The sequence below is a fragment of the Pseudomonas wadenswilerensis genome (genome assembly GCF_900497695.1).
In the GTDB taxonomy this organism is placed as follows: domain Bacteria; phylum Pseudomonadota; class Gammaproteobacteria; order Pseudomonadales; family Pseudomonadaceae; genus Aquipseudomonas; species Aquipseudomonas wadenswilerensis.
This window is the reverse complement of sequence record NZ_UIDD01000010.1, coordinates 625,939-645,745: the sequence shown is the minus strand read 5'-3', so window position 1 is coordinate 645,745 and position 19,807 is coordinate 625,939. Positions and strand designations below refer to the sequence as shown.

At 61.5% G+C, this 19,807-nt stretch carries 24 protein-coding genes; 16 read left to right on the top strand and 8 right to left on the bottom strand.

All coding sequences use genetic code 11. From position 1 onward, the window contains the following. Nucleotides 1-51: 51 nt before the first annotated feature. The 11 genes from CCOS864_RS21955 to recX all read left to right on the top strand — a co-directional run bounded on the left by CCOS864_RS21955 (nt 52) and on the right by recX (nt 9,424). The gene (locus CCOS864_RS21955; protein WP_115088343.1) at nt 52-2,112 is read left to right on the top strand and encodes a hypothetical protein; all 2,061 of its coding nucleotides are present in this window, start codon (nt 52-54) and stop codon (nt 2,110-2,112) included. A 9-nt stretch (nt 2,113-2,121) separates the two neighbouring features. Next, nucleotides 2,122-2,967, top strand: a complete 846-nt coding sequence (locus CCOS864_RS21950) for a phage tail protein (RefSeq protein WP_115088342.1) — start codon at nt 2,122-2,124, stop codon at nt 2,965-2,967. Beyond that, entirely contained in the window at nt 2,942-3,148 is a 207-nt protein-coding gene (locus CCOS864_RS21945) for a tail protein X (protein ID WP_115088341.1), read from the top strand. Before CCOS864_RS21950 ends, CCOS864_RS21945 begins: the two co-directional genes overlap by 26 nt. 68 nt (nt 3,149-3,216) lie before the next feature. Continuing rightward, nucleotides 3,217-4,248: a phage late control D family protein gene (locus tag CCOS864_RS21940; RefSeq protein ID WP_115088340.1), complete on the top strand. Its 1,032-nt coding sequence runs from the start codon at nt 3,217-3,219 to the stop codon at nt 4,246-4,248. 29 nt (nt 4,249-4,277) lie between these two features. After that, nucleotides 4,278-4,829 (top strand): glycoside hydrolase family 19 protein, encoded by a 552-nt coding sequence (locus CCOS864_RS21935; protein ID WP_115088339.1) that lies wholly within the window; start codon nt 4,278-4,280, stop codon nt 4,827-4,829. Beyond that, on the top strand, nt 4,826-5,326 hold the full coding sequence (locus CCOS864_RS21930) for a lysis system spanin subunit (protein WP_115088338.1): 501 nt from the start codon (nt 4,826-4,828) through the stop codon (nt 5,324-5,326). Before CCOS864_RS21935 ends, CCOS864_RS21930 begins: the two co-directional genes overlap by 4 nt. 43 nt (nt 5,327-5,369) lie before the next feature. Continuing rightward, complete coding sequence (locus tag CCOS864_RS21925) at nt 5,370-6,680, top strand: colicin-like pore-forming protein (protein ID WP_115088337.1); 1,311 nt, start codon at nt 5,370-5,372, stop codon at nt 6,678-6,680. Nucleotides 6,681-6,707: 27 nt separating this feature from the next. Beyond that, nucleotides 6,708-7,280 carry a hypothetical protein gene (locus CCOS864_RS21920; protein WP_115088336.1) on the top strand — a complete coding sequence of 191 codons (573 nt, stop codon included), beginning with the start codon at nt 6,708-6,710 and terminating at the stop codon, nt 7,278-7,280. 14 nt (nt 7,281-7,294) lie between these two features. After that, nucleotides 7,295-7,777, top strand: a complete 483-nt coding sequence (locus CCOS864_RS21915) for a CinA family protein (RefSeq protein ID WP_115088335.1) — start codon at nt 7,295-7,297, stop codon at nt 7,775-7,777. Nucleotides 7,778-7,880: 103 nt separating this feature from the next. Next, a complete protein-coding gene (recA, locus tag CCOS864_RS21910; protein WP_115088334.1) occupies nt 7,881-8,948 on the top strand; it encodes a recombinase RecA in 1,068 nt (355 codons plus the stop codon). An 8-nt stretch (nt 8,949-8,956) separates the two neighbouring features. Next, a complete protein-coding gene (gene recX, locus CCOS864_RS21905) occupies nt 8,957-9,424 on the top strand; it encodes a recombination regulator RecX (protein ID WP_038996683.1) in 468 nt (155 codons plus the stop codon). A 4-nt stretch (nt 9,425-9,428) separates the two neighbouring features. Here the strand turns inward: recX and CCOS864_RS21900 are convergent, their stop codons facing one another. Further along, nucleotides 9,429-10,547, bottom strand: coding sequence for an LOG family protein (locus CCOS864_RS21900; RefSeq protein WP_115088333.1), 1,119 nt, complete (start codon nt 10,545-10,547; stop codon nt 9,429-9,431). Nucleotides 10,548-10,942: 395 nt separating this feature from the next. Between CCOS864_RS21900 and CCOS864_RS21895 the strand changes: the two genes are divergently transcribed. After that, nucleotides 10,943-11,143, top strand: a complete 201-nt coding sequence (locus tag CCOS864_RS21895; protein WP_115088332.1) for a hypothetical protein — start codon at nt 10,943-10,945, stop codon at nt 11,141-11,143. 5 nt (nt 11,144-11,148) lie between these two features. Here CCOS864_RS21895 and CCOS864_RS21890 read toward each other — a convergent pair whose 3' ends face one another. Continuing rightward, nucleotides 11,149-11,565 (bottom strand): quorum-sensing-regulated virulence factor family protein, encoded by a 417-nt coding sequence (locus tag CCOS864_RS21890; protein WP_115088331.1) that lies wholly within the window; start codon nt 11,563-11,565, stop codon nt 11,149-11,151. Nucleotides 11,566-11,801: 236 nt separating this feature from the next. Here CCOS864_RS21890 and CCOS864_RS21885 point away from each other — a divergent pair, with 236 nt between their 5' ends. The 3 genes from CCOS864_RS21885 (at nt 11,802) to CCOS864_RS21875 (ending at nt 13,864) form a co-directional block, all read left to right on the top strand. Then, complete coding sequence (locus tag CCOS864_RS21885; protein ID WP_115088330.1) at nt 11,802-12,512, top strand: tRNA-uridine aminocarboxypropyltransferase; 711 nt, start codon at nt 11,802-11,804, stop codon at nt 12,510-12,512. A 260-nt stretch (nt 12,513-12,772) separates the two neighbouring features. Continuing rightward, nucleotides 12,773-13,423 carry a response regulator transcription factor ErdR gene (gene erdR / locus CCOS864_RS21880; RefSeq protein ID WP_115088329.1) on the top strand — a complete coding sequence of 217 codons (651 nt, stop codon included), beginning with the start codon at nt 12,773-12,775 and terminating at the stop codon, nt 13,421-13,423. A gap of 75 nt (nt 13,424-13,498) precedes the next feature. Further along, on the top strand, nt 13,499-13,864 hold the full coding sequence (locus CCOS864_RS21875) for a diacylglycerol kinase (protein WP_115088328.1): 366 nt from the start codon (nt 13,499-13,501) through the stop codon (nt 13,862-13,864). On the opposite strand, the gene CCOS864_RS21870 is transcribed toward CCOS864_RS21875, so the two are convergent. Next, nucleotides 13,861-14,787: a LysR family transcriptional regulator gene (locus tag CCOS864_RS21870; protein WP_010224761.1), complete on the bottom strand. Its 927-nt coding sequence runs from the start codon at nt 14,785-14,787 to the stop codon at nt 13,861-13,863. The two genes, CCOS864_RS21875 and CCOS864_RS21870, sit on opposite strands and share 4 nt — an antisense overlap. A 119-nt stretch (nt 14,788-14,906) precedes the next feature. Between CCOS864_RS21870 and fpr the strand changes: the two genes are divergently transcribed. Continuing rightward, nucleotides 14,907-15,686, top strand: a complete 780-nt coding sequence (gene fpr, locus CCOS864_RS21865) for a ferredoxin-NADP reductase (protein WP_003222277.1) — start codon at nt 14,907-14,909, stop codon at nt 15,684-15,686. A 49-nt stretch (nt 15,687-15,735) separates the two neighbouring features. Here fpr and tsaA read toward each other — a convergent pair whose 3' ends face one another. The 5 genes from tsaA to rimO all read right to left on the bottom strand — a co-directional run bounded on the left by tsaA (nt 15,736) and on the right by rimO (nt 19,689). After that, nucleotides 15,736-16,431 (bottom strand): tRNA (N6-threonylcarbamoyladenosine(37)-N6)-methyltransferase TrmO, encoded by a 696-nt coding sequence (tsaA, locus tag CCOS864_RS21860; RefSeq protein ID WP_115088327.1) that lies wholly within the window; start codon nt 16,429-16,431, stop codon nt 15,736-15,738. A gap of 7 nt (nt 16,432-16,438) precedes the next feature. Continuing rightward, the gene (locus CCOS864_RS21855; protein ID WP_115088326.1) at nt 16,439-16,900 is read right to left on the bottom strand and encodes a YehS family protein; all 462 of its coding nucleotides are present in this window, start codon (nt 16,898-16,900) and stop codon (nt 16,439-16,441) included. 49 nt (nt 16,901-16,949) lie between these two features. Then, the gene (locus tag CCOS864_RS21850; protein WP_115088325.1) at nt 16,950-17,660 is read right to left on the bottom strand and encodes an rRNA pseudouridine synthase; all 711 of its coding nucleotides are present in this window, start codon (nt 17,658-17,660) and stop codon (nt 16,950-16,952) included. A 130-nt stretch (nt 17,661-17,790) separates the two neighbouring features. Then, nucleotides 17,791-18,261 carry a GNAT family N-acetyltransferase gene (locus tag CCOS864_RS21845; protein WP_115088324.1) on the bottom strand — a complete coding sequence of 157 codons (471 nt, stop codon included), beginning with the start codon at nt 18,259-18,261 and terminating at the stop codon, nt 17,791-17,793. 90 nt (nt 18,262-18,351) lie between these two features. Next, nucleotides 18,352-19,689: a 30S ribosomal protein S12 methylthiotransferase RimO gene (rimO, locus tag CCOS864_RS21840; protein ID WP_115088323.1), complete on the bottom strand. Its 1,338-nt coding sequence runs from the start codon at nt 19,687-19,689 to the stop codon at nt 18,352-18,354. Between the last annotated feature and the right edge of the window lie 118 nt (nt 19,690-19,807).

Sequence of the window (19,807 nt, the reverse complement as noted above, 5' to 3'; positions counted from 1 at the left end):
TGGTCTGGTGGCTCTCGGATTAAGCCTGTGGCGTGGCTATAGGGGAATCAGATGACGAGCAATCCGCCATTGAAACTGGAGCTTGGTGCCACCGCCGCATTCACGGTAGGCATTGCGTTCAAGTCGGTCGAAGACCGAATCAAGAAAAACACCAGGGTTCTGGAGAGCATTTACGCTGGGCTCTTAAGCTTCCGCAACGGCGGGACGCCTGCGTCGCAAGGCAGCTTCGCCTGGTTGGGTGAGCTGCGGCCCTACCTGCAAGCAACGCTGAACCTGCTTGAGCAGCAAGTCGTCGCGCTGGGCCAGTTTCGTCAGCAGCAAGTATCGGTGGCTGTGGACAAGGCCGCGCCGCCGGCAACGGAGGTAGCACCCGAGAGAGACAACCTGAAAGTCATCGAGGACCTTCCGGTACTCGGCGAGGCATTGAAGATCTCTCGGGCGTTGCTGCTACCCACCCAGATCAGCGCACAGTTTCAAAAGATCACCCGCGACATTGCGATCAGCGCCGGGGGAGCCGACGGAGCGGACCCTTCGGCGCAGGAGCAGGCGATCATCGCCAAGGTGGCGGCGATCACCGAGGCAACCGGGATGGAGCGTAACCAGGCAGCCGAGCTGATCAAGCAGTTGTTCGACACGGGGATGGGCCTGGATAAAGCCCTGGACTTTGCCCCCGCGACGGCCAAGTTCTCGGTTGGCCAGGATGTGTCAGCCAAGGAGGCGGCACGTCTGGTCGGCGAGGTTCAGAAGAACCCTCGGGTGCGTGGACCGGATGAACTGGAAAAGGCGCTGGAGCACATTGTGTTTCAGCGCAAGGGTACCGGCGAAGGAGTTGCCGACAGCCTGTCTGCGTCGCAGAACCAAGGATTGGACCAGGCCCTGGACAGTAAGGAACCCTCGAAGGCCACGGGCGTGCTCGACAGGGATCTGGTCGCACGCCGGGGGACTTCCGATCAGCGTTTGACCGAAGCGTCCAACGCAGTTGACGAATCGCTGCGCAGCCTGGGTGATTCCATGCGGCCGTTGACGGATGGATTGGCCGAGACCGTGACTGGCATGGCCAAGGCATTCACTGGCGCTCCGGATGCGATCAAGTGGTTGATAGCGGGTGCCACCGTGCTCGGTACGACGTTCCTCGCACTCAAAGGCGGTGAAGCTGCCAAGGGTGTGTTGAGCAAAGGCCTTGAATGGCTCAAAGGCAAGCCGACGTCGGTGGGCGCAGCGGATGATCCGGGGCAGGGCAGTGATCTGTCGAACGTGAATGTGCTCAATGACCCGCTCAATGTGTTCGTCGTCAATGCCAGTGACATGGGTTGTTGCGTGAGAAAGCCGGGTCAGCGACGCAAGCCGTCCCGAAACGGACGAAAGGCGCCGCAAGGCCGGACGTCACAACGCAGGGCACCGCAACGCCAGCCTCGTTCAACGACTCGGCGGGCACCGTCGCCCAGAGCACCTGCGCCAGGTCCGTCCACACCACCGCCAGCGCCTCCCGCCAGCCCGGTGGGGACAGCTGGCAAGATTGGTGCGGCGATCAAGGGCGTTCGCGGCCCGGCGTTGCTGACGGCGGGTATCAATACTGTCGCCACGTTCATGACTGCCGACACTCCGGAAGAAAAAGCCGAGGGTTACGGCGCCGCCGCTGGCGGCCTGGTCGGGTCCGTCATCGGTGGAGTCGTCGGCTCGTTCGTCCCGGTAATCGGTACATCGATTGGCGCCGTGCTCGGTGGCATGGCCGGCGAGGCAATTGGTGGCTGGCTGGGCAAGCGCATGGTGTCTTCCGATCAAGAGGCAGAGCCTGCAGACAAGCAGGATCAGAGCAGCAAACCGGTGGCGGCACAGCCTGGCGATGTCGCGCGTTCTCTGGCGAGTGCCATGCCTGCAAGCGACGCTCTGCAAGCGCCCATCAAGCCAACGGGGGAGGGCATTGCCCAGCCGCAATCGGTCACCCAGCAATTCACCTTTACCCCCAGCATGCCCATCACGGTCCAGGGCAGTGTTACCGACCCTGCGCTGCTCGCCCAGAACCTGCAGGCCCTGGTCCGCCGTGAGTTCGAGGAGCTGATGCGCATGGCGACCTCTCGGCAGTTGTCCGACGTTCCACATGTGTATGTTTAAGGAGAGTCCATGACCTACATGCAGCAGTTACAGTCGGCGCTGAGCTCCGTGGTGGCGGCAGGGCAGGCGGGGCGGCGGAGCGCCGATGAAATGCTGGCGCCCATGAACGGTGCTGTCAGCGACATCAGCGGCGCAGTCGCCGAGCTTGAGGCCATCCCATTTGTCGGGCCGATCATCGGGGCAAAGTTGCAACGTACGATGCGCGCCATTCATAGCGCACAAGCGACCGTCAACCGTGTCTCGGCCAAATACGACCAGGGATTGGCCGTGGTGGTGCAGGTGCAGGAGCGGGTTCAGGCATTCGGCGAGCAGGCTGCAAAGGCCGCGGCGACGATCAACCGAATTGCCGGCAAGATCAGCCCGTCGCTGGGCAATATCCTGCCCACCGGCAGTTTTGCGCCTCAGGTGACACCGGCTGCGGAGGCAGTCAAACCGTTCCCGCACTTGTTGATCCTGCAACCGCTGGATGGCGAGTCGCCGGGTTACTACTTCAACCTCGATACGGCGGCCTTCGAAGAGCTGCGTCGCCAGACCAGCTTTCGCTGGGTCGGCCAGGAGCGCCTGACGCGCAGTGCTGCCCAGCAGGCGGTGGGCCTTGGCGAGGAAAAAATCAATATCAGGGGGGCGATATTCCCGACCTTCAAGGGTGGCCTTGGCCAGTTACAGACGTTGCGCAGCATCGGACGGCTGTTACGTCCCCTGAGCCTGATCACCGGTTACGGCGAGGTGCTGGGCAACTGGTGCCTGCTCGGCATCGATGAAGACCAGAGCAACTTACTGGCGGGTGGCATCCCGCGAAAACAGGGTTTCACATTGGAGTTTGTGAGTTATGGCGACGACCTGCAGAACCTCTGAAGGGGACGTGCTCGACACCCTTTGCCATCACTACTACGGGCATCTCAATGGCAGCGTCGAGACGGTGCTCAATGCCAATCAGGGGCTGGCCGACGAACCCCAGCCATTTCGTGCCGGGGTGCTGGTTCAATTGCCAGAGCTGATCAACGCTGCCAATGCCACGGTGCAGCTATGGGACTGACGCTCCGGACTTGCGTACAACCAGCAGACCCCGCTTCGTGCGGGGTCTGCTTTTCTGGAGCATGAGCCATGCAACCTGTGTTTCGTATCGTCGCCGATGGCAACGACATTACTGCGCTAATCAATGATCGCTTATTGCTGCTGCGCACCTCGGACAAGCCTGGCATGGAGTCGGACGATTTCGAGTTGCGTATCGATGATCGCGATGGCGCGGTTACCTTGCCTGCACGCGGGGCACTCATCGAGGTTCATCTGGGGTACGCCGGTCAGACGTTGACCCGTCTGGGGCGCTACACGGTGGATGAAGTCGAGTTATCCGGCCCGCCTGACAGCATCGTCATCCGTGGCAAGGCCAGCGACATGCGCGGTACCGGCAAGACCACGCGCAGCGGCAGCTGGGAGGGCATCCCGTTGCAGCAGATCGTGCGCGACATTGCTGCACGCAACGGCTGGCAGCCGGCGTGCCCGGTGTTGACCAGGGTGCTACGGGTCGATCAGCTCAACGAGTCGGACTTCAACTTCATCACCCGCCTGGCCAAGCAGTACGACTGCACCGCCAAGATTGGCGACGGCGTCCTGCTGGTGCTGCCGCGTCAGGGGGGGCAGAGCGCTAGTGGCAAGGCGCTTGGCGTGGTTGGCCTGCGTCGTGCGGACGTCACCCGTTGGCAGTTTCGCCTGGCCGACAAGGGGACTTACAAGGCGGTGCAGACCCGCCATCAGGACAAGCGTAGTGGTCAGCTCGTGGTGGTCGACCTGGCGAACGACGAGACGCCGCAGGGGATGGCGCCGGTTCTCACTGACCGCCACCTTTACCCTGACAAAGCCTCCGCCGAGCAGGTGGCCAAAGCCAGGCTGGCGGCGCTCAACCGCAGTACCGCCAGTGTCCGTCTGGATATGCCCGGGCGTACAGATGTGTTTACCGAGCGGAGCGTGGAATTGAAGGGCTTCAAGATCGGACTCGATGGTGAGTACCTGGTGGAGTCGGTGGAGCAGGTGTTCACGGCTTCCGGCTGGACGACCACGGTCGAATGCAATGGTGGCAAGCAGGGCAAGGCCCGGGCCAAGGGCGCCAGACCGCGCAAGGGCGGTGATTCCCGTTGAATGGACTTAGCAATACGCGTGAGGAATCTATGGAGCTAACTGAAAAAACGCTGAAATTGATTTTCCCCGACGCCCGCCAGCAAGCGGGCGTTTTCGTTCCTGCGTTGAAAGTCGCCATGGCCCGTTGGGAAATCGACACCCCGCGGCGCAAAGCGGCTTTCCTCGCCCAGATCGGGCATGAGTCCAGCCAGTTGCGCTATGTGAAAGAGCTGGGCAACGATCGCTACCTGGCGCGCTACGACACCGGCACCCTGGCCCTGCGCCTGGGCAATACCCCCGAAGCTGATGGCGACGGCCAGCTGTATTGCGGCCGCGGCCTGATCCAGGTCACCGGGCGCAACAACTATCGGGCCTGCAGCATGGCCCTGTTCAGTGACGAGCGCCTGCTCAAGCAACCGCAACTGCTCGAACAGCCGCAATGGGCGGCTGAGTCGGCGGCCTGGTTCTGGCACTCGCGCGGCCTCAATCAACTGGCAGACCGCGGCGAATTCAATCGTATCACCCGGCATATCAATGGCGGGCTCAACGGCCTGGAGGATCGCCTGAGACTCTGGGCGCGGGCCCGTGAGGTGCTGTGTTGAACCGCCTGCAGCTTGGAGCATTGCTGCTGCTGACGCTGCTGGCCTGTGCGCTGACCTGGCAGGTCCAGGGCTGGCGCATGGGCCGGCAATTGGCGGAGCAAGCCGAACTGCATGGGCGGGAATGGCAAGCACAGGCCGAATCCGCTGCCGCGCAACTGGTCGCCGAACGCCTGCAACGCCAGGGGCTGGCGCAACGGTTGGAGGTCAGTGAGCAACACCATTATCAGGAGCTACTCGATGCCCAACAGACTCAGGCACGCCTGCGTGATCGCCTGGCTACTGCTGACCTGCGGCTGTCGGTCCTGGTCGAGCGCGACGCCGCCGGTTGCGCCGGCCTGCCTGCCACCGCCGGCACCGGCAGCGTGGATCATGACCCCGTACGCGCCCGACTTGACCCGGCGCATGCTCGACGAATTATCGCCATCACCGAAGACGGTGACCGCGGACTGATCGCCTTGCGCGCTTGCCAGGCGTACGTGCGCGGGCTGGTGCGCTGAGCGCACATTTATTTAATGACGTTTCAACGAAAAGGACTTTGTAATGGGTGAAAAGAATATTGTTGTCGATCGTGGCATTCCGCCGGGCAACACCGGCAACGGCAGTGGTGGTGCCGGTAGTGGCGGGATACTCGGCGGCTTCTGGGGCGCTGGTGATATCAGCTCCGTGGTCGGTTCCGTGTCGGTATCGATCGACGGCGTCAGCAAAACCGCCGGCCCGGCGTTCAATGGCGCGGTGGTGTTCAACTCCACCATCGTCGAATCGGTGTTGTCCGGGGACGGCTGGCCCAGTATCGACGCCTACTACGATGTTGGCGTCGGGGTCTGGGGCATTCTTCCCTACCAGATCCTGGAAGTGCGCGACGAGATTCGCGGCAGTTTCGTGGTCAAGGAGCGCAACCTGCCGGCTACCCTCGACGCCGAGCAAAAAGCCGCCGAAGCCGCGGCAGGCAGTGATGCTGCCCTGAGCCCGGCACAAAAGCTTGAACGCTCCGTCAGTGCGGTGAAAGGGATGATGGCCAAGCGCGATGAACTGATCAAGTTCAACCGCCTGCGCCTGTCCACCTCGCCCGGCAGCGAGCTGCTCGAGCGCAACATCGACAAGATGGTCGCTGAGTTGAAAACCCTCGACGACGAGCAGATCCCGCCTGCCATCGACCAGGTACTGGACGTGCTGACCGCTGGCTTGAGCCTGCATGTCGACCTCAGTGCCAATGCCATGCTTCAGGAAAAGCTCGACAAGCTGCAGGCGCAAGCGCGCGAGGCCGCGGAGCAGGAGGCGTACAAAAGTGCGTTGGCCTTTGCCAGTGATGTCGGCAAGGAAGTCTCCAGCCGCTTCGGCACACAGATGGGCAAGGCTGCAGAGGAACTGAAGCAAGGCATCGCTGGCAAGACGGTCAAAAGCTACGATCAAGCCATGCAGGCGTTTGAAAAACTCACGCGCAACCCGGGCTTCAAGATGAACCAGAAGGACACCGCCGCCATCGCCCAGGCCCTCAACGCCCTGGATGCGGCAACCTATGCCGACAACCTGCAACGCTTGGGCAAGGCCTTTGGCGTCACCGGTAAAGTGGTCCAGGCAACGACCCTGGCGCAGAAGGCGGCCAGCGGTTTCAGCAGCGGTGAATGGAAACCGTTTTTTCTCGAGCTTGAAAGCATTGCCGTGGGTACGCTGGTGGGGGCTGCCGCCGGTGCAGTGCTGGGGGCGGGCCTGGCGCTGGTGCTGGCACCCGGCTTGGCCGCTGGTGCGGGTATCATTGCCACGGGGGTGATTCTGGCTGCCGTTTCGTCTTATATCGATGCGCAGGCTATGGAGTCATTCAATCAGATGGTGCTCAATGCAGTAGCACCCTGACGAGCAAATGAAAGGGCGGATTGAAGGATGAATGTGCTGAAAGGGAGCGAACAGCAGGGTGCCTACCTGCATATCCCGTACCTGCTGATTGCCGTCAGCCTGCTACCGATCTTGCTGTTGGCCTGGCGGGTACCTGCCGAGGCACATGAGGGCTTCTACTTCGAGCTTGACCGATTTCTCGATGGCTGTTTGTTTGGCCAGGTGGGTGTCTGGTCGTCGCTCTTCCCGCTGACGGCCAAGGCAATCGGCAACTACATTGCCGTGGCGGCTCCGGTTTTCTCCTTGTGGATCACGGTAGGTATCATGAGGCGATCGCGGCTGCAGCCGACTGCGCCTCCCCAGGTCTCTATCGGCAAATATGCCGTGATCGCCTTGGGTTGTGTGCTGCTGGATGCTTTTCTGATCTACCAGAACTATTTTACGTTCACCGACTTTGCCACTCACTCGAGGAAATTTCGCTTTTTCGGGTTGAGCGTGGCGTTCTTTCCATTTGTCGCGATGCTGTCACTGTTGGCGTTCTATGTGATGGCATTCTTCAGTTACAACCTGCTGTTTCGCTTCCCTCGTGAGGTACTGGCGCGGCGCAAGCATCTGCACTGAACAAGGAGCTTGTCATGGACCCGATCACTGCACTGTCCGCCCGCCTGGGGGAACATCTGCGCCGCTTCAATGCCCAGGTGACTACGGCCGAATCCTGCACCGGTGGTGGCATTGCCGAGGCCATTACCCGCATTCCGGGCAGCTCGGCCTGGTTCGAGGCCGGTTACGTGACTTATTCCAACAGCCAGAAGACCCGCCAGCTGGCGGTGCCCGAGGCGCTGTTCGCTCAAGTAGGGGCGGTCAGCCAGGAAGTGGTCGAGGCCATGGTCCGTGGCGCCCAGGCCGCCAGTGGCGCGCGTTTTGCCGTGGCGGTCAGCGGCGTGGCCGGGCCTGATGGCGGCTCGCCGACGAAACCGGTGGGTACGGTATGGCTGGCCTGGGCCGATGGCAGCGATGTCAGCAGCGAGCGCAGGCACTTCGACGGCGACCGTGACGCGGTTCGCCGACAAACGGTAATCGCCGCGCTAGAGGGCTTGTTACAGCTTGGTGCAGAGTAAATCGCACATCGGGGGTAGGCGGGAAGAAAACCCTGTGGAATAATACTGGCTACTTATACAGGTGTTCTGGCCGTCAGGCCCTATCGATTACGTGAGGACTTCAATGGACGACAACAAGAAGCGCGCCTTGGCTGCGGCCCTGGGGCAAATCGAGCGTCAATTCGGTAAAGGCGCGGTCATGCGCATGGGCGATCACGAGCGCCAGGCGATTCCGGCCATTTCCACCGGCTCCCTGGGCCTGGACATTGCCCTGGGCATTGGCGGTCTGCCAAAAGGTCGTATCGTCGAAATCTACGGCCCTGAGTCGTCCGGTAAAACCACCCTGACCCTGTCGGTGATTGCCCAGGCACAGAAAGCTGGCGCTACCTGTGCCTTCGTCGACGCCGAGCACGCCCTGGACCCGGAATACGCCGGCAAGCTGGGCGTCAACGTCGACGACCTGCTGGTCTCGCAGCCGGACACCGGCGAACAGGCCCTGGAAATCACCGACATGCTGGTGCGCTCCAACGCTGTTGACGTGATCATCGTCGACTCCGTGGCAGCCCTGGTACCCAAGGCCGAGATCGAAGGCGAAATGGGCGACATGCACGTGGGCCTGCAGGCTCGTCTGATGTCCCAGGCGCTGCGTAAAATCACCGGTAACATCAAGAATGCCAACTGCCTGGTGATCTTCATCAACCAGATCCGCATGAAAATCGGCGTGATGTTCGGCAGCCCGGAAACCACCACCGGTGGTAACGCGCTGAAGTTCTATGCTTCGGTCCGTCTCGACATCCGCCGTACCGGCGCGGTGAAGGAAGGCGACGAAGTGGTCGGCAGCGAAACCCGGGTCAAAATCGTCAAGAACAAGGTGGCGCCGCCATTCCGTCAGGCTGAGTTCCAGATCCTCTACGGCAAGGGCATCTACCGCAACGGCGAAATCATCGACCTCGGCGTGCTGCACGGCTTCCTGGAAAAAGCCGGTGCCTGGTACAGCTACCAGGGCAGCAAGATCGGTCAGGGCAAGGCCAACTCGGCCAAGTTCCTCCAGGAGAACCCGGAAATCGCCGCGACTCTCGAGAAGCAGATCCGCGACAAGCTGCTGAATGCCGGTGCCGTTGAAGCGGCTGGCAAAGCTGCTGCGGTTACTGCTGAGCCTGAAGACGATGTGGCCGAAGCTGACGCCTACTGATCGCCCCCATGTCCGCCGTACTCGATACCCCCGTCGCCGTAAGGCGGACAGCCATGGACCTGCTCGCACGTCGCGAGCACGGTCGAGTCGAGCTGACGCGCAAGTTGCGTCAGCGCGGCGCTCCCCCCGAATTGATTGATCAGGAGCTCGACCGTCTGACGGAAGAGGGCCTGCTCAGTGAAGCCCGTTACCTGGAAAGCTTCATCAGCTACCGTTCACGCTCGGGCTATGGCCCTGCGCGTATTCGTGAAGAGCTGGGCCAGCGCGGGCTGCACCGTGGTGATATCGACCAGGCCCTGCGTGAATGCGGGGTGGACTGGTCGGCCCGGTTACTGGATGTCTGGCAGCGCAAGTTTGCCGGCCAGTTACCTGTCGATCCGCGCAGCCGCGCACAGCAAACCCGTTTTCTGGTTTACCGTGGCTTCTCCATGGAGTCGGTCGGCCGCCTGTTGAGCGGCCGAGGGCTGGACGACTGACGGCTCAGGTGACTTTCAGCGCTTCACGTGCCCGTTGGGTGGTGTGCATGGGCTCCGGCTTGGCCCAGTTTTCCGACAGGTTGATGAAGTCCACCAGTTCGCGCAGGCGTCCCTGATCGCGCCCGTTAAAGGCAAAGGCCAGGCGTGTCAAATGACTGAAGCGGGCTTCGTCATGCTGCTCGCCTCCGTAGGCGTGCTGATGAAAGTTGCCGCTCAGGCGCAAATCGGCAAACCCTTCCTGCAAATCAAACAATGCCGCTTCACTGAGCGGATGCTGCATGCGGATCACAAACTGGTTCTTCAGCCAGCGGCTGGAGTGGTAGTTACTGTAGAACTGGTTGATTTCTTCCACCGCTTCGTCGGCGGTGTACACCAGGCGCAGCAGTTTCATGTCGCTGGGCAGGATGTAGCGGTTCTCTTCCAGTTGGCGGGTGATGAAATTCAGGGCTTCCTGCCAGAAGGTGCCGCCTGGCGAATCCAGCAGTACTACCGGCACCAGCGGACTTTTGCCGGTCTGGATCAGGGTCAGTACTTCCAGGGCTTCATCCAGGGTACCGAACCCGCCTGGGCACAGGACCAGGGCGTCGGCCTCCTTGACGAAGAACAGCTTGCGAATGAAGAAGAAATGAAACGGCAGCAACTTGTCGGTGCCGTCCACCGTGGCGTTGGCATGTTGCTCGAAGGGTAGGGTGATGTTGAAGCCCAGGCTGTGTTCCACCCCTGCGCCTTCATGGGCGGCGGCCATGATGCCGCCACCGGCGCCGGTAATCACCATCAGGTCGGAGCGTGCCAGGGTTGCGCCAAGTTCTCGGGCCAGGGCATACATCGGGTGTTCAATGGGTGTTCGAGCCGAGCCAAACACCGTGACCTTGCGGCGCCCCTTGTACTGTTCAAGGGTGCGAAAGGCGTGATCAAGCTCGCGCAGGGCTTGCAGGGTGATCTTGGCGTTCCAGCGGTTGCGGTCGTCATGGGCCATGCGCAGGACGGTCAGCATCATGTCGCGGTACAGCGGCAGGTTGGGGCTGTTGGGCGCGACCAGGTTCAGTTGTTCTTCAATCTTGCTCAGGTCGATTCCGTTGTTCCTGAAGTGACTCGATAGCAGTTCGTTCGGTTGGTAAGGCATTCAAACGTCTCCTTCTGCAGCAAAACCTCTGACCGGGTGGCAATGGGCTGCCCGGCCGCGACACTGCATGTGTCGCTGGCTGCCGTGGCTCGAGTGTGGCCCCCGAGCATTGCAGTAGACCTGCAAGGTCTCAGTGCAGTGGTAATGGGTCCATACAACTTATTGTTCTTCATGTCTTCAAGTGCAACGCATAGCAGCAATGGGCAACCCCCTTTGCTTGCCCGAAAAATACAGGGTGGTTGCTATCAATCTAGACCCTGGCGCGTGTTTATGCAGGATGATCCGCTCTGAACCGGGCATGAGCAGGGACCGCTCGTCAGCCAGGATCCAATCATTGCGTGGGTCTGGTTAACTGAAAGTCCAGAGCGACAGTCGCGGTGCAGGGAGGCTGCAGCATGCAACGGCTTAACCTAGAGCTCGACGAGCAGCTGTACCGGATGCTTGAGCGCGCGGCGCAGGCCAATAACCTGAGCCTTGAACAGGAGTGCCTGCGACGGCTGGGGGGAGGGGAGCGGCACTCGCGGTATATCCAGGCGCTGGTGGCCGAACTGCGCGCCGATGAAAAACAGCGGCGCGACAGGGAGCGAGTGGCCTAAAACAGTTACTTCTGGATTTTCAGGCCACAGCTGGCGGCATTGAATGCCTGTTCGCTAACCGGGCGGTTGGTTTTGTACTCGGTGAAGCGGTAGGTCAGCACCGCGCCTTTGGCGAGCAACTGGCGAAAGCCGGAGTTCTTGCACACGCTGTCACCCAACTGGCTGCGCACCCTGTTCGGGTCGGCCTGCATTTTTTGCGCATGGCTGGGGAGCACACTCAGGTGATTGATCAGCTGTTTGCCTTCGACGGTGTAGCCCTGGTCGAGGATGTCTTCGTTGATCGCCCGCGGCGTGCCAACGCTGCTCTGCTTGGCAACTTTTTGCAGCATCTGGCTCAGCTCGTATTCCTGCTTGGACGCAGCATTTGCCGCCAGTGGCAGGGCGAGCAACAGGCTCAGGGACGGGGCGATGAAACGCAGCATGAATCTCTCCTGGTTCGGTAACTGGCAATTGGACCAACAACGGCGCACGGTGTTCCGTCACGGGCGCAACGGCAATGCCAGCGGGTAGCGACAGGTTGAGGATTATAGGGAGTCGGCGCTAGAGCTGCACGGCAAATCCCGTCAACCAGTAGGCAGGCTCTGATAAACTGTGCGGGTTTCCTGTCTTGCCGAGTCCGAGCAGTGCCATCCCTTTCTTGCCCACGTTGTGCCCAGTCATGAGCCATGCCGTATCGCGCCTGCGCGCCGAGCGCCTGGCGCGCAGTGTCAAACCCTTCGTTGCCCGCGGCTCCCGGGCGCCGCGCTGTCCTCAATGCCGGGTGATTTTCAGCTATTGCCTGTGTGCCTGGCGCCCGCAAGTGCCGGCCGATTCAGGCATGTGCCTGCTGATGCATGACACCGAGCCACTCAAACCGACCAATACCGGCTGGCTGATCGCCGACCTGATTGCCGACACCTCGGCATTCGGCTGGCAGCGTACGGCCGTCGACGAGTCCTTGCTGGCCTTGCTCGAGCAGCCGCACTGGCAGCCTTACATTGTCTTCCCCGGTGAGTTCGTCGAGCCTGGGCGGGTGGTCAACGAGGTGGCGCGTGTACCGGGCAAGCGTCCGCTGTTCATCCTGCTGGACGCCACCTGGACCGAAGCCCGCAAGATGTTTCGCAAGAGCCCGTACCTGAACCGTTTTCCGGTACTGAGCCTGCAACCGGAGCAGATTTCGCGCTATCGCCTGCGCCGCTCCAAGCGTGACGATCACTTTTGCACCGCCGAAGTGGCGGCCATGTGCCTGGAACTGGCGGGTGATCAACGCGCTGCCGAGGCGCTGGACGCCTACCTGGACGTGTTCACCACCCATTACCTGAGTGCCAAGCATCAATTGCCGCTGGATGAACAGGACACCGTGCACCAGCGTTTGCATACCTTCCTATAGTACAAGGGGCAGGCGCGGCACTTTGCGGCATAATGCTCGGATTGGTGGCCAGGGGGGCGAGCAGGGGCGGGTATTGAACTTGACCACCCGATCCAGGCTCGGCATCCTTGGCGCCGATTCGGGCACGACGAAGGCTTGAAACGCTGTTTTTCCTGGCCTCGATGTGCCTTTTGGGCTTACGGCGTTGCCGTAGCCTCGAGTTGCCCGCCAGGCGCCTATTCTTCCTTCCTGCGCCTGCACAGAACAGGATCATTAGATCGATGGCCACATACGAAATCCTGATTGCCGACGACCACCCGCTGTTTCGCAGTGCGTTGCGCCAGGCCGTCACCCTGGGCCTGGGCCCGGATGTACGTCTGGTTGAAGTGGCAAGCATCGCCGAACTGGAAACCCGCCTGACTGAAAAGTCCGACTGGGACCTGGTGCTGCTGGACCTGAACATGCCTGGAGCCTACGGGTTCTCCGGGCTGGTCCTGTTGCGCGGGCAGTATCCGCAGATTCCGGTGGTGATGGTCTCGGCGCAGGAAGAAGCCGCAGTCGTGGTCAAGTCGCGTGAGTTCGGCGCCAGTGGTTTCATCCCCAAATCGAGCCCGCTGGAAGTGATTCAGGACGCCGTGCAGAAGGTCCTTGATGGTGAGGTCTGGTGGCCGCCGCAGGCCTTCGAGAAAGTCGACGTGTCCGCCGAGGCCAAGGCCGCCAGTGAAGGCCTTGCGAGCCTGACGCCGCAACAGTTCCGGGTGCTGACCATGGTCTGTGAGGGCTTGCTGAACAAGCAGATCGCTTACGAGCTTAACGTGTCGGAAGCGACTATCAAGGCCCATGTCACGGCGATCTTCCGCAAGCTCGGCGTTCGTACCCGTACCCAGGCCGCCTTGCTGCTGCAACAACTGGAATCGGTTTCAGCCAGTTAAGGCCATTGGCCTTCACGCTTTTTTAACCCGATCTACACTAGGCTGCAGCGCTTTCAGTGGAATAAGTGATCTTCTATGTCGTCGCCTTTCAAGGGCCAGACCGGCCTTAAACGTATTTTCAATGCCGCGGGCTATTCGTTTGACGGCCTGCGCGCCGCTTTCACTGGCGAGGCTGCGTTCCGGCAGCTGGTGCTGCTCAACGTCTTGCTGATCCCGGTGGCGTTCTGGCTGGATGTCAGCCGCGCCGAGCGGGCGATCCTGATCGCGGTGTGCTTGCTGGGCCTGATTGTCGAACTGCTGAATTCGGCGGTGGAGGCAGCGATCGATCGTATTTCCCTCGATCGCCACCCGTTGTCGAAGAATGCCAAGGACATGGGCAGTGCTGCCCAGTTCGTCGCCCTGAGCATGGTCGGCCTGGTCTGGGCGGTGATCCTGCTTTAAGCAATGGTCGGCAGGACGATCTCGTCGCTGCGGCTGACGCCTGCGGTAAAGCTTCTGCACAGTTCAAGAAACTCGCGCATGGCGGAAGTCTGGTACTTCTGCTTGTGCCAGATGAAGAAGAACTGCCGGGCCAGGTCCAGTTCGGGGGTTTCCACCGGCACCAGGCTGCCGCGACGAAATGCGTCGCGCAGGGCCAGGCGCGAGATGCAGCCAATGCCCAGGCCCGACTCGACCGCCCGTTTGATCGCCTCGGTGTGTTCCAGCTCCAGGCGGATGTTGAGGTTCGAGCGGTGGTGACGCATGGCCTGATCAAAGGTCAGGCGCGTGCCGGAGCCTTGTTCGCGCAGGATCCAGGCCTCGTGGGTCAACTCTTCCATGCTTGCCTGACCGCGTTTGGCCAGCGGGTGCTGAGGCGCGCAGAACACCACCAGTTCATCCTCGACCCAGGGCTGGACTTCCAGATCCGGATGGTTGCAGTCGCCTTCGATTAGACCCAGATCAATTTCGTAATGGGCAACCTGTTGCACGATATGCGCAGTGTTCTGTACATGCAGCTTGACCTGGCTTTCCGGGTGAATCTGCATGAAGCTGCCGATCAACAGGGTGGCCAGGTAATTGCCGATGGTCAGGGTCGCGCCCACCGCCAGCGAGCCGAAACCCGACTTGCCGTTGAGCAGGTCCTCGATTTCCTTGGCCTGGTCGAGCAGGGCCACCGCCTGGGGCAGCAGTTGATGGCCCAAGGCGTTGAGGCTCAGGCGTTTACCGGCGCGGTCGAACAGCTGGCAGCTGGACTGGCGCTCAAGTTCAGTGATCGATGTACTGGCGGCCGACTGCGATAACGCCAGTATCCCAGCGGCCCGCGAGACGCTTTGGTACTGGGCCACGGCAACGAACACCTGGAGCTGACGAAGGGTAAATCGCATATCTATATAACCGATAAGACATATCTTGATAATTCATTTAACAGATATTGTCGCTGGCACTAAACTATTGCGCAATCGCGCTCTCGCTTAGCGCCGCGTTTTTCTTCAGGAGCCCGTACATGAGCAACATGAACCACGAACGTGTCCTCAGTGTTCACCACTGGAACGACACCCTGTTCAGCTTCAAGTGCACCCGCGACCCGGGCCTGCGCTTCGAGAACGGTCAGTTCGTGATGATCGGCCTGCAACAGCCAAATGGCCGCCCGCTCATGCGCGCCTACTCGATTGCCAGCCCGAACTGGGAAGAGCATCTGGAGTTCTTCAGCATCAAGGTGCCGGACGGCCCGCTGACCTCCCAGCTGCAGCACCTGAAGGAAGGCGATGAGATCATCATCAGCAAGAAGCCTACCGGTACCTTGGTACTCGACGACCTGAACCCGGGCAAGCACTTGTACCTGCTCAGCACCGGTACTGGCCTGGCGCCGTTCATGAGCGTCATCCAGGACCCGGAAACCTACGAGCGTTTCGAGAAAGTGATCCTGGTCCACGGCGTACGCTATGTCAACGAGGTCGCCTACCGCGAATTCATCACCGAGCACCTGCCGCAGAACGAATTCTTCGGCGAGGCGCTGCGTGACAAGCTGATCTACTACCCGACCGTAACCCGCGAGCCGTTCGAAAACCAGGGCCGCCTGACCGACCTGATGCGCAGTGGCAAGCTGTTCAGCGACATCGGCCTGCCACCGATCAACCCGCAGGACGATCGTGCGATGATCTGCGGTAGCCCGAGCATGCTCGACGAGACCAGCGAAGTGCTCGACAGCTTCGGCCTGAAGATCTCGGCGCGTATGCGCGAGCCGGGTGATTACCTGATCGAGCGTGCATTCGTCGAGAAGTAAGCGGCGCTGAAAACAAAAAAAGCAGGCTTCGGCCTGCTTTTTTTGTGCCCTACTGGTCCATCACCACTTCCAGCAGCCGGATCTGATCCGGCTGCGGGTAGTGCCAGCGCACCTGTACATCCCAGAACTTGACCCCGTACACGCGCTCGGGTGGCGGTACCTGGTAGGCCGGGCGCGGGTCCTGGGCCAGGCATTGCTCAATCAGCTCCACCAGTGGCTCGGCGAGGCGCAGGGCGTGCTCGCGTGCCTGGCACAGGGCAGTATCGCTCCAGCTCACCGCAATCGGCGCAGGCGGCGCATCAGCCATGCGGTTGACCGCTCCGGCCACGGCATCGGCGTAGGGCACGTAGGGTTTGATATCGAGCACCGGCGTGCCATCGAGCAGGTCGATACCAGACAACCACAAGCGACCGGCCTCGACCTTCTCCAGCCTGACCACCGACTGACCAATACCGTTGGGCCGGTGGGTAGCCCGGGTGGCGAACACGCCCATGGACTTGTTGCCGCCCAGCCGTGGCGGGCGCACCTTCAGCCGTGGCTTGTCTTCCAGGGCCTGGTGGAACAGGAACAGCAGCCAGACATGGCTGACCTGCTCCAGCCCGGCCACGGCCTCGCCGTTGTCGTAGGGCGGCAGCAACTCCAATACCCCACGGGCAGCCGGTGCCAGTTGTGGCTGGCGCGGAATGGCGAACTTTTCCTTGAAGCAGGAGCGAACGTGGCCGATTGGTGCAACGCTGTAGTTCATCGGGGAATCAGCCACGAACCCGCAGGGTCAGGCCCTTGAGGAAGTTGCGCAGCAACTGGTCGCCGCATGGGCGGTAGTTGTTATGGCCGACTTTGCGGAACAGGGCGCTGAGCTCCGGTTTCGATACAGGGAAGTCGGCGGCCTTGAGGATCGCATGCAGGTCGTCTTCCTTCAGCTCGAAAGCCACGCGCAGCTTCTTCATGACGATGTTGTTAGTCACCGGCAGTTCGATGGGCAGTGGCGGGCGGCTGTCGTCCTTGCCGCGCTTGAAGATCACCAGGCCGTCGAGAAAGTAAGCGATGACTTCGTCCGGGCAGCGCACGAAGCCTTCTTCGTCTTCCTTCTTGAGGTAGGAGGCGATGTCGGCGAGGGACACCTCGAAGCCGGTCAGCTTGATGATATCGGTGAGCTTGGCGTCGTTGACGTCCAGCAGGTAGCGCAGGCTGCGCAGTACATCGTTGTGAATCATGGGGACAATCCTGTTCAGGGGCGCCGTCTGGGTGACGGCGCCGTGTTGCTTAGAATCTTTCGCTGGTTGCCAGGTAGCGCCACTGGCCCAGTGGCAGCTTGCTCATGGCGACCCCGCCCAGGCGAATCCGGCGCATGCTCACCGGCGTGACCCCAACACTGCTGCAGAGCAGGTTGATGAGCCCGGCTGGCGGGTTTTTCAGGACCATGCGCAGGCGCGTTTCGTTCTGCCAGCTGGCCTTGATCTTCGGCAGTTCGTTGCCTTTCCAGTTGAAGCCACGGTTCAGGCGCTCCAGGCCGTGGGCAATCATTTCGCCGCTGACTTCGACGATGTATTCCTGTTCGAGCTTGGCCAGGTCGGCATCAAGCTTGCGGGTCACGCGCCAGTCCTGGGTGAACACCTGCAGGCCGCTGGCACCTTGCTGCAAGGGGGCGGCGCAGCTCAGGCGGGCGAAGTGACCCTTGAGCGGGCGACGGCTGTAGCTGTGCTCTTGCGAGAGGCTATCGGCGCTGATACTGGCACAGGCGCTGTCGAGGTCGAGCTCGGCGGGCTGGTTGAGCAGCAGGGTGACCGGCTCCAGGGCTTCGGCCTTGGCGCCCTGGCGCAATTCGACCTTGTGCTCGGTGACCTTGAACTGCGGCTCGTCGATCACGGTGCCGTTCACCGTGACCCAGCCGCCCTCGATGTACAGCTCGGCCTCCCGCCGGGAGCAACCGACCAGTTCGATAAGGCGTTTGGAAAGGCGAATGGGTTCAGACATGACGACAGCCGTAGACACAGGGAAAGGTGCCCATTGTAACTGCCCCGGCGGGGTTAGGGCCGGGAACATTCGTTGATCCGGCCATTAATCTGCAGTTTCGTCATTTTTCAGAGAGGGATTACACAGACCTTCAGCCGGTGCGGGCAGACTGCGTACGAATCAGCCTCATGTGAAGTAGGGGATAGGGCTGGCCCATGCCGTCCGTTTCTGAGCGGCCCACCACCTCGAAGCCCTGGCGCAGGTAGAAGCCCAGGGCCTGGGCGTTCTGCTCGTTGACGTCCAGTTGCTCGGCGTGCAGTTCATCGATGGCCACCCGCAGCAGTCGCGAGCCCAGGCCCTGGCCGCGCATCTCGGGGTCGATGAAGAGCATCTCCACGCGCCCGCCGGCGACCCCGGCAAAGCCATGGACACGCTGCCTGGTATCTTTACAGCAGATCAGCATCACCGCGTCCAGGTACTGGCTGAGCAGCAGCTCGCGCAGCAGGCAGATGTAACTGTCGGGGAGAAAGTCATGGGTGGCACGCACGGACGCTTCCCACACCCGCGCCAGCTCCGGGTAGTCACGCAGGCCAGGGGTCTGCACGGTCATATGCCTGCGCATTGCGGTGGTCTCCTCGGGGCAACTGAAGAAACCATAGTTGCAAAAAAAAGCCCCGCCATTGCTGGCAGGGCTTTTTTTATCGGCGCCGAATCAGATCGGTTCGGCCCACATGTCGTACTCGTCGGCGTCGGTCACTCGGCAGCGTACCGTGTCGCCCGGCTTGAAGCCGTGGTTGCCGTCGATGAACACGTTGCCGTCGATTTCCGGGGCATCGAAGAAGCTGCGGCCAACCGAGCCTTCTTCTTCAACTTCATCGATCAGCACGTCGATTTCCTTGCCGATGCGCAGTTGCAGTCGCGCGGTGCTGATGGCCTGCTGGTGGGCCATGAAGCGGTCCCAGCGCTCCTGCTTGATGTCGTCCGGGACTTCATCCAGGCCCAGGTCGTTGGCCGGGGCGCCTTCAACTGGCGAGTACTGGAAGCAGCCGACGCGATCAAGTTGGGCTTCGGTCAGCCAGTCGAGCAGATACTGGAAGTCTTCTTCGGTTTCACCCGGGAAGCCGACGATGAAAGTCGAACGGATGACCAGCTCAGGGCACTGCTCGCGCCAGTTCTTGATGCGCGCCAGAGTGCGGTCTTCGAAGGCCGGACGCTTCATCGACTTGAGCACTTTGGGGCTTGCGTGCTGGAACGGGATGTCCAGGTACGGCAGGATCTTGCCGGCAGCCATCAGCGGGATCACGTCGTCGACGTTCGGGTACGGGTACACATAGTGCAGGCGCACCCAGGCGCCCAGGCTGCTCAGCGCTTCGCACAGCTCGAGCATGCGCGTCTTGACCGGACGGCCGTTCCAGAAGTCGGTCTTGTACTTGACGTCGACGCCGTAGGCGCTGGTGTCCTGGGAGATCACCAGGATTTCCTTGACCCCGGCCTTGACCAGGCGCTCGGCCTCGCTCAGCACTTCGCCGACCGGGCGGCTGACCAGCTTGCCGCGCATCGAGGGGATGATGCAGAAGCTGCAGCTGTGGTTGCAGCCTTCGGAAATCTTCAGGTAAGCGTAGTGGCGCGGGGTCAGCTTGACGCCCTGTGGTGGCACCAGGTCGATCAGCGGGTTGTGGTCCTGGCGCGGCGGCACGACTTCATGCACGGCATTGACCACCTGCTCGTACTGCTGCGGACCGGTCACCGACAATACGCTCGGGTGCACGTCGCGGATGCTGCCTTCCTCGACGCCCATGCAGCCGGTGACGATGACCTTGCCGTTTTCCTTGATGGCTTCGCCAATCACTTCCAGGGATTCGGCCTTGGCGCTGTCGATGAAGCCGCAGGTGTTGACCACCACCACGTCGGCGTCCTGGTAGGTGGGCACGACTTCATAGCCTTCCATGCGCAGCTGGGTCAGGATGCGCTCGGAATCGACCAGGGCCTTGGGGCAACCCAGGGAAACGAAGCCGACCTTGGGCGTGGTGGGCGTAGGGGTGGTGGACATGACTAACCTCGGTGTTGAAGGGCTTGCCTGGCCGGACAGGCGGGCAAACCTGATGGGCGCTTTGGGCGCCTCTGATCAAAAAGTGCGCAATTCTAGCGAGCGCAAAGTCACTTGACCA

Excerpts from the sequence above, each read along its gene's own strand:
- CCOS864_RS21875 (WP_115088328.1), top strand. The coding sequence starts at position 13,499 with ATGTCGTCGCCTTTCAAGGGCCAGACCGGCCTTAAACGTATTTTCAAT.
- recA (WP_115088334.1), top strand. The coding sequence starts at position 7,881 with ATGGACGACAACAAGAAGCGCGCCTTGGCTGCGGCCCTGGGGCAAATC.
- CCOS864_RS21885 (WP_115088330.1), top strand. The coding sequence starts at position 11,802 with ATGAGCCATGCCGTATCGCGCCTGCGCGCCGAGCGCCTGGCGCGCAGT.
- CCOS864_RS21925 (WP_115088337.1), top strand. The coding sequence starts at position 5,370 with ATGGGTGAAAAGAATATTGTTGTCGATCGTGGCATTCCGCCGGGCAAC.
- fpr (WP_003222277.1), top strand. The coding sequence starts at position 14,907 with ATGAGCAACATGAACCACGAACGTGTCCTCAGTGTTCACCACTGGAAC.
- CCOS864_RS21945 (WP_115088341.1), top strand. The coding sequence starts at position 2,942 with ATGGCGACGACCTGCAGAACCTCTGAAGGGGACGTGCTCGACACCCTT.
- CCOS864_RS21870 (WP_010224761.1), bottom strand. The coding sequence starts at position 14,787 with ATGCGATTTACCCTTCGTCAGCTCCAGGTGTTCGTTGCCGTGGCCCAG.
- CCOS864_RS21950 (WP_115088342.1), top strand. The coding sequence starts at position 2,122 with ATGACCTACATGCAGCAGTTACAGTCGGCGCTGAGCTCCGTGGTGGCG.
- CCOS864_RS21890 (WP_115088331.1), bottom strand. The coding sequence starts at position 11,565 with ATGCTGCGTTTCATCGCCCCGTCCCTGAGCCTGTTGCTCGCCCTGCCA.
- CCOS864_RS21935 (WP_115088339.1), top strand. The coding sequence starts at position 4,278 with ATGGAGCTAACTGAAAAAACGCTGAAATTGATTTTCCCCGACGCCCGC.
- rimO (WP_115088323.1), bottom strand. The coding sequence starts at position 19,689 with ATGTCCACCACCCCTACGCCCACCACGCCCAAGGTCGGCTTCGTTTCC.
- CCOS864_RS21850 (WP_115088325.1), bottom strand. The coding sequence starts at position 17,660 with ATGTCTGAACCCATTCGCCTTTCCAAACGCCTTATCGAACTGGTCGGT.
- CCOS864_RS21915 (WP_115088335.1), top strand. The coding sequence starts at position 7,295 with ATGGACCCGATCACTGCACTGTCCGCCCGCCTGGGGGAACATCTGCGC.
- erdR (WP_115088329.1), top strand. The coding sequence starts at position 12,773 with ATGGCCACATACGAAATCCTGATTGCCGACGACCACCCGCTGTTTCGC.
- CCOS864_RS21955 (WP_115088343.1), top strand. The coding sequence starts at position 52 with ATGACGAGCAATCCGCCATTGAAACTGGAGCTTGGTGCCACCGCCGCA.
- CCOS864_RS21900 (WP_115088333.1), bottom strand. The coding sequence starts at position 10,547 with ATGCCTTACCAACCGAACGAACTGCTATCGAGTCACTTCAGGAACAAC.
- CCOS864_RS21895 (WP_115088332.1), top strand. The coding sequence starts at position 10,943 with ATGCAACGGCTTAACCTAGAGCTCGACGAGCAGCTGTACCGGATGCTT.
- recX (WP_038996683.1), top strand. The coding sequence starts at position 8,957 with ATGTCCGCCGTACTCGATACCCCCGTCGCCGTAAGGCGGACAGCCATG.
- CCOS864_RS21855 (WP_115088326.1), bottom strand. The coding sequence starts at position 16,900 with ATGATTCACAACGATGTACTGCGCAGCCTGCGCTACCTGCTGGACGTC.
- CCOS864_RS21940 (WP_115088340.1), top strand. The coding sequence starts at position 3,217 with ATGCAACCTGTGTTTCGTATCGTCGCCGATGGCAACGACATTACTGCG.
- tsaA (WP_115088327.1), bottom strand. The coding sequence starts at position 16,431 with ATGAACTACAGCGTTGCACCAATCGGCCACGTTCGCTCCTGCTTCAAG.
- CCOS864_RS21920 (WP_115088336.1), top strand. The coding sequence starts at position 6,708 with ATGAATGTGCTGAAAGGGAGCGAACAGCAGGGTGCCTACCTGCATATC.
- CCOS864_RS21845 (WP_115088324.1), bottom strand. The coding sequence starts at position 18,261 with ATGCGCAGGCATATGACCGTGCAGACCCCTGGCCTGCGTGACTACCCG.